This is a genomic window from Streptomyces sp. LUP30, from assembly GCF_001746365.1.
Classification (GTDB): Bacteria; Actinomycetota; Actinomycetes; order Streptomycetales; family Streptomycetaceae; genus Streptomyces.
On the sequence record NZ_MJAJ01000106.1, the window covers coordinates 1 to 6,025 of the forward strand.

Genomic DNA, 6,025 nt, shown 5'->3' on the forward strand with positions numbered 1-6,025 from the left:
CCTCACCTACGCCTGGCCGACGAACGAGATCGCCGTGATGGGCGCCGAAGGCGCGGCCAACGTCATCTTCCGCCGTCAGATCGCCGAGGCCCAGGACCCCGAAGCCATGCGGGCCCGCATGGTCAAGGAGTACAAGTCCGAGCTGATGCACCCCTACTACGCGGCCGAGCGCGGCCTCGTCGACGACGTCATCGACCCCGCCGAGACCCGCGAGGTCCTCGTCAGGTCCCTGGCCATGCTCCAGTCGAAACACGCCGACCTGCCCTCCCGCAAACACGGCAATCAGCCACAGTGACGGGGCACTTGACCGCATCGACCCAAGGGAGGCACCACACCATGGAGGAGCAACCGACGAGGAGCCGGACCGTGCGCGTCCGGATCGCGCTCGACGTGATCTGCGTTCACTCCTTCCTCGGCTACACCCGCTTCACCCGTGCCGCGGACCAGCTGCGCGCCGAAGGCCACCGGCTCGAGGTGGAGTTCCTCCCCTTCGAGCTCGCGCCGGGCGCGGGCACCGAAGGGGAGCCCCTGCTCCCCGTACTGGAGCGGATGTTCGGCCCGCAGACGGTACGGCAGAGCCTCCTGTTCGCCGAGCAGGTGGCCGCGGAGGGCCTGGAGCTGCACTACGAACGCGCGGTGGCGACCGGTACCTTCGAGGCGCACCGGCTCATCGCCCGGGCCGCCCGGCAGGGCAGGGCCGAGCAGATGGTGGAGCGTCTCTTCCGCGCGCACTTCACCGACGGACTGCACATCGGCGACGGCGCCACCCTCGACCAACTCGCCGGGGAAGTCGGCGTCACGGCGGACGACTTCGGCTCGGGGGCGGCGGGAACGGGGCCGGACACGACCGCGGAGACGGAGCGCCTGCGCACCGAACTCGACCGCGTGCGCCGGCTCGGCGTCGGCGGTGTGCCGGTGTTCTTCATCGACGGCGTGCAGCCGCTGACCGGATCCCTGTCGCAGGCCGCTCTGTTGGCGGCCCTTCGCGAGGCGGCGCGGTTGGCCCCGGCCGGCTGACCGGAGTGTCCGGAACCTCAACTTTCGTATCGAGGCACGACAGATCCACGTCAAGCGCGTGGTGACGCACTGCGGGGGCTGGTTGGCTGAAGTCCACCCCCCGGTCCGCATCCGCCAGTGCGGCGATCCGTCGACATCATCCCAGCAGAGATAGGGCTCAACATGTTTTCGCGACGCAGGTTTCTCGGCTCCGCGATAGCGGTGGCCGGTGCCACCGCGGGGTTCACCGCACTGCCTTCCACCGCGGCCCGGGCCGCCGCCCAGGTCGATCCGGAGGTGATCGTCAGACCGGGCGACGCCCGGTACGCCGGCCTCGCGGGACGCGGATACAACGGCCGTTTCGCGGCCACGCCCGACGAGATCTGGCTCGTGCACTGCGCCTCCCAGGTGGAGAAGGCGGTCGACCAGGCCATCGCGAACAACCAGCGCATCACGGTGCGCAGCGGCGGTCACTGCTTCGAGAATCTGGTCGACGACCCCCAGTTCCGGGTCCTCGTCGACCTGTCGGAGATGAAGAGCGTCACCTTCGACCCGGCGATGAACGCCTTCGCCGTACAGGCCGGCGCCCGGCTGGGCGAGGTCTACAAGGCACTGTACGAGGGCTGGGGCGTCACGGTCCCGGCCGGTGTGTGCCCGGAGGTCGGCGTCGGCGGTCACGTCTCGGGCGGCGGGTACGGCCCGCTGTCCCGCCGTCACGGCCTCGTCGTGGACCACCTCCACGCCGTCGAGGTCGTCGTCGCGGACCGCGGCGGCAAGGCCCGCACGATCATCGCCACCCGCAACGCCAACGACCCCAACCGCGACCTGTGGTGGGCGCACACCGGCGGGGGCGGCGGCAGCTTCGGCATCGTGACGAGGTTCTGGTTCCGCACGCCGGGCGCCACGGGCAGCGCGTCCTCGCTCCTGCCCAAGCCGCCCGCCCGGATGCGCAAGACCATCGTGAGCTGGCCCTGGGCGCAGCTGACCGAGGCCGGCTTCACGCGTCTGGTGATGAACCACGGCGCCTGGCACGCCGCGAACAGCGCTCCGGGGTCCGTGTACTCGACGATGCACAGCTCGCTGCAGCTGCATTCGTCGATCGCGGGCACGGTGCAGCTGGAGATCCGCATGGACGCGACGCTCGCGGACACCGCCAGGCTCCACGACGACTACATCGCCGCGGTGAACGCGGGCGTCGGGGTGCAGCCGACGGTCGACGTCACGGAAGGCACGTGGCTGGAGATCGCCCTGGAGCCGACCGCCAGCTACGGCGCGTACTCGCGCCAGAAGTCCATGGGCGGCCATCTGCGCAAGCCGTTGACGGTCACTCAGGTAGGGTCGCTCTACAGCTCGTTGACCGACCCCAACCACTACGGTGTGGGCCTGGTGTACCTGGCGGCCTACGGCTGCAAGATCAACACCGTGGCATCGTCCGCGACGGCGATCCCGCAGCGGGACTCGGTCATCAAACTCTGGTACTCCAACAACTGGGCGGACCCGGCGCAGGACGAGATCGAGGTCAACTGGCTGCGTACGCTGCGCAAGAACGTTCACGCCTCGACCGGCGGCTTCCCCGCGCCCAACGCCCAGCAGGACGGCGGTTACATCAACTACCCCGACATCGACATGCGCGACCCGGCGCAGAACACGTCGGGGGTGCCGTGGTACTCGCTCTTCTGGAAGGACAACTACCCCCGGCTGCAGCGAGTCAAGAACACCTACGACCCGAAGAACGTCTTCCGGCACGCCCTGTCCCTGGACCCCGCCTGACGAACCGCTCGGGCGGCCGGTCCTCGCGCCGGAAGCGCACGCCCCGTCTCCACGACGACCGCGCCGGGTCCGGCAGGTTCCGGCCCCGGCGCGGCACGACAGCCCGGAGGGCTCCATGACCAGCAGTATCCCCGCTGCCAACCACACCGCTCCAGGACGACGAGCGCTGCCCGTGTGGCAGGTCGTGGCGGGGGCCGCGGCTCTCGCCGTGGTCGTCAATCTGATCGTCCTGTTCATCGGTGACGCCGCCGGCGCCTCGCTGGTCCTGGAACTCAACGGCAAGCCCGACGAGATCGGCGCGAGCGACGTGATCTTCATGTCGATCGCCGCGCCGGTGATCGGCGTCACGGCCACCGTGCTGCTGGCCCGCTGGAAGCCGGTGTTCTTGCGGGTGGGCCAGATCGTGGGCGGTGCGGTGGCGGCGCTCACCGCCATCGGCCCGCTGACCCAGGACACCGACGGCGGCACCGCCGCCACTCTGATCACGATGCACCTGTTCGTCGGCTTCGTCGCGGTGGCCGCCCTGGAGGCGATCCGCCGCTCTCGCGCCTGACACACGGGGATCGCCCGGCGGTCCTGCGCAAACCCGGTCGGGTTTCCGCAGGACCGCCGACGTCTTTCGGGGAGGAAGCATGACAGCAGCGGAAAGCAGCACGGTCGACGTCTCCCGGACGGTGACCGCCCACTCCTGGCGTATCACCAGCGGCTCGCCCACGGCCGAGGAGGTCGCCGCCATCGCGGTCGCGCTCTCGACCGTTCTCGCCGCGCAGGCGGCACAGGCGGCACAGGCGGCGCAGGAGGCGGACGCGGGCTCTCGGGACGGAGCCCGCTGGACTCCGTTCTCGGCCAGACGCAGGACGGCCACGTCGTGGGCCGCCGACCCTGGGCCGGGATGGCGCGGCGCGGCCTGAGCAGACCTCGCGGGCGGCCTTCGCCATCGGTTTCGTGATCCCGTCGGACAGTGCACGACGGGCTTCGTGAGAGGGGGGACCGGCCGGTCGCCATTGACCGAGCGGGCCCGAACTCACACCTCGATCAGGGTGCTTCCCGAGTCGGGTGCGCCCTGGAGCCCGAGGTGGACCCCCCTGGGGAGACTGTCACTCCCGGCGTCTGCCGGGTGACCGTCGAGAAGAATCAGACGTGCCCCAGGCGGAAACCGACACCGCGGGCGGTGATGATCCAACCGCTCGATCCCAGTTTGCTCCGCAGGCTGCTGACATGCGTGTCGATGGTGCGGCCCGGCTCCGACCGGGAATCCCTCCAGACCTGCGCCATGATCTGCTTGCGGGTGACGACGCTGCCGGGGTGCGAGGCGAGCAGATACAGCAGATCGAATTCCTTGCGCGTCACGTCGACGGGCCGGCCGTCGAGGCTGATCTGCCGGGCGCGCGGGTCGATGCCGAGCGGACCGATGGTGATGGCCTCCTCCACGGAGACCGGCTGGCGCGACGCCCGGCGCATGACGGCTTCGATGCGGGCGATCAGTTCGGCGAGACTGTAGGGCTTGGTCACGTAGTCGTCCGAACCCGCGCGGAGACTGAGCACGCGGTCGAGCTCCGAGTCACGAGCCGTGACGACGATGATCGGCACGTCGCAGACGGACCGGATGCTGCGGCACAGTTCGACCCCGTCGAGGTCGGGCAGATCCAGGTCGAGGAGCAGCAGATCCGCGCTGCGGAACCGCTGTAGCGCCTGAGCTCCGGTCGGCACGCTCTCCGCCTGGAAGCCGTGCCGGCGCAGGTTGCGGATGAGCCCTTTCGCCATGTCCGGCTCACTGTCGACGGAGAGTACGCGCAACGCCTTGCGGGTTCGCCGGCTCTCGGTCCGAGCCGGCGTACTTCGCATCGGCAGTCGGTGCGGAATACTTGTTTCTACTAACCTTATGGAATGATGCCCCATCCGTGATCTCCCCCTATATTCATCCGACAAGCAACGTCGCGCCAAGCAATAGAAGGTCCCCGTCAAGGCTACAGACCACGCGGCCATTCCGTCAAAGTTCAACAGTTGACAAACAGATGAATAAGGGAAATGGGAAACGCCGCGGAAACAATAAGTAATTGAGGAAATATCGCCCGTACGGCGACCCGCCGCGCGGCGACCGGCCCTCTCCGGCCGCTCAATCCGCCGACACTGCTCCCGGCCTGCCGTTCCGCCGCCCGAGCAAGTTCACCAGCCCCCCGTGCACAGCCGTTCCAGAGTCTCGCGATACATCGTACACGGGCACGCGTACGATGTATACATGCGCCAAGTCGCCCCGACTGAACGGCGAACCGCCTGGTCCCGGCCAAAAGAGCAGACTATCGAGCCGCTTTGTGAAGAAGCAGGGATGAATCGGCCAGCTTCTGGCTGACACGCCCGCCGAGCCGACTTGACACCATCTCAGGAAAGGGAACGTGACATGACCTCAGCACCTGTTGTGGGCGGCCGGGCATCCGGAGCAACGGAGACCCGCCGTCTGAACCGAGTGGTCATCAGGTTCGCGGGCGACTCGGGCGACGGTATGCAGCTCACCGGTGACCGGTTCACCGCTGCGACGGCGTCGTTCGGCAACGACCTGTCGACCCTGCCCGACTTCCCCGCCGAGATCCGGGCGCCCGCCGGCACCCTGCCCGGCGTCTCCTCGTTCCAGCTCCACTTCGCCGACCACGACATCCTCACCCCCGGCGACGCACCCAATGTGCTCGTCGCCATGAACCCCGCGGCGCTGAAGGCGAACATCGGCGATCTGCCGCGCGGCGCGGAGATCATCGTCGACGCGGACGAGTTCACGGAACGGGCGCTGCGGAAGGTGGGGTACAGCGCCTCCCCTCTGGAGGACGGCTCGCTGGACGGCTACCGCGTTCACCCGGTGCCGCTGACGACGCTGACGGTGGAGGCGCTGAACGACTTCGAGCTGTCCCGCAAGGAGGCCGAGCGCAGCAAGAACATGTTCGCTCTGGGGCTGCTCAGCTGGATGTACAACCGGCCCGCCGAGGGCCCGGAGAAGTTCCTGACCGCCAAGTTCGCCGGGAAGCCCGTCGTCGCGGCCGCGAACATCGCCGCGTTCAGGGCCGGGTGGAACTTCGGCGAGACGACCGAGGACTTCGCCGTCAGCTACGAGGTGGCCCCGGCGTCGAAGGCGTTCCCGGTGGGCACCTACCGCAACATCTCCGGGAACCTCGCGCTGTCGTACGGGCTGGTCGCCGCCTCCCGCCAGGCCGATCTGCCGCTGTTCCTGGGCTCGTACCCGATCACCCCGGCCTCGGACATCCTGCACGAG

Annotated in this window: 7 protein-coding genes; 6 read left to right on the plus strand and 1 reads right to left on the minus strand. The window is 68.9% G+C overall.

Going from position 1 to position 6,025, the window contains the following annotated elements; translation table 11 throughout:
* The 5 genes from BG482_RS39700 to BG482_RS39720 form a co-directional block, all read left to right on the plus strand.
* Positions 1-295 (plus strand): carboxyl transferase domain-containing protein (locus BG482_RS39700; protein WP_306287018.1); only part of this gene is annotated, 295 nt, incomplete at its 5' end.
* A 71-nt stretch (positions 296-366) separates the two neighbouring features.
* On the plus strand, positions 367-1,017 hold the full coding sequence (locus BG482_RS39705; RefSeq protein WP_218108815.1) for a DsbA family protein: 651 nt from the start codon (positions 367-369) through the stop codon (positions 1,015-1,017).
* Positions 1,018-1,218: 201 nt separating this feature from the next.
* On the plus strand, positions 1,219-2,766 hold the full coding sequence (locus BG482_RS39710) for an FAD-binding oxidoreductase (RefSeq protein WP_370745957.1): 1,548 nt from the start codon (positions 1,219-1,221) through the stop codon (positions 2,764-2,766).
* 115 nt (positions 2,767-2,881) lie between these two features.
* Positions 2,882-3,319, plus strand: coding sequence for a DUF6069 family protein (locus BG482_RS39715; RefSeq protein WP_141746727.1), 438 nt, complete (start codon positions 2,882-2,884; stop codon positions 3,317-3,319).
* A 79-nt stretch (positions 3,320-3,398) separates the two neighbouring features.
* Positions 3,399-3,677: a hypothetical protein gene (locus BG482_RS39720; RefSeq protein WP_069774082.1), complete on the plus strand. Its 279-nt coding sequence runs from the start codon at positions 3,399-3,401 to the stop codon at positions 3,675-3,677.
* Positions 3,678-3,900: 223 nt separating this feature from the next.
* Here the strand turns inward: BG482_RS39720 and BG482_RS39725 are convergent, their stop codons facing one another.
* Positions 3,901-4,665 carry a response regulator transcription factor gene (locus BG482_RS39725; protein WP_370745958.1) on the minus strand — a complete coding sequence of 255 codons (765 nt, stop codon included), beginning with the start codon at positions 4,663-4,665 and terminating at the stop codon, positions 3,901-3,903.
* Between the two features lie 499 nt (positions 4,666-5,164).
* On the opposite strand from BG482_RS39725, the gene BG482_RS39730 reads away from it, so the two are divergent.
* On the plus strand, positions 5,165-6,025 hold an 861-nt coding region (locus BG482_RS39730; protein WP_176741581.1), incomplete at its 3' end, for a 2-oxoacid:acceptor oxidoreductase family protein.